This is a genomic window from Streptomyces sp. WM6386, assembly GCF_000972385.1.
Classification (GTDB): Bacteria; Actinomycetota; Actinomycetes; order Streptomycetales; family Streptomycetaceae; genus Streptomyces.
Window position 1 is genome coordinate 1 of sequence record NZ_JXTE01000709.1, and the last position, 336, is coordinate 336.

The 336-nt window shown below is 67.0% G+C and carries 1 protein-coding gene; it reads right to left on the reverse strand.

All coding sequences use genetic code 11. The annotated features are described in order from the left end of the window. A partial coding sequence (locus tag TN53_RS43340; protein ID WP_046264433.1) for an FAD-dependent monooxygenase occupies positions 1–272 on the reverse strand: 272 nt, incomplete at its 3' end. Between the last annotated feature and the right edge of the window lie 64 nt (positions 273–336).

Below are 336 nucleotides of genomic sequence, written 5' to 3' on the forward strand. Positions count from 1 at the left end.
GTCTGCAGGATCCCGTGGTTGTCGTCCAGCGTGGCGGCGGCCTCCCGGATCCCCGGCTCGACGCCGGCCGTCCGGAACAACTCCATCGTGCGGACGTTGTTGCCGCGCCCACGAGGGTGAATGGAAGTGCCGGCATGGCGCTCCACCAGCGTGTGCCGTACCCCCAACCGGCCCAGAAACAGCGAGGTCGACAGGCCCACGAGGGAACCGCCGACAATGAGGACCGGGACCTTGTGAGTCGTGGGGTCGGCTTGATCGTCTGTTTGATTCATGGCTCGCCTCCAGCGCGTCGTGTCCGTCGACTCGGCCGGGTACGGAAGCGAGCCTCATCCATGC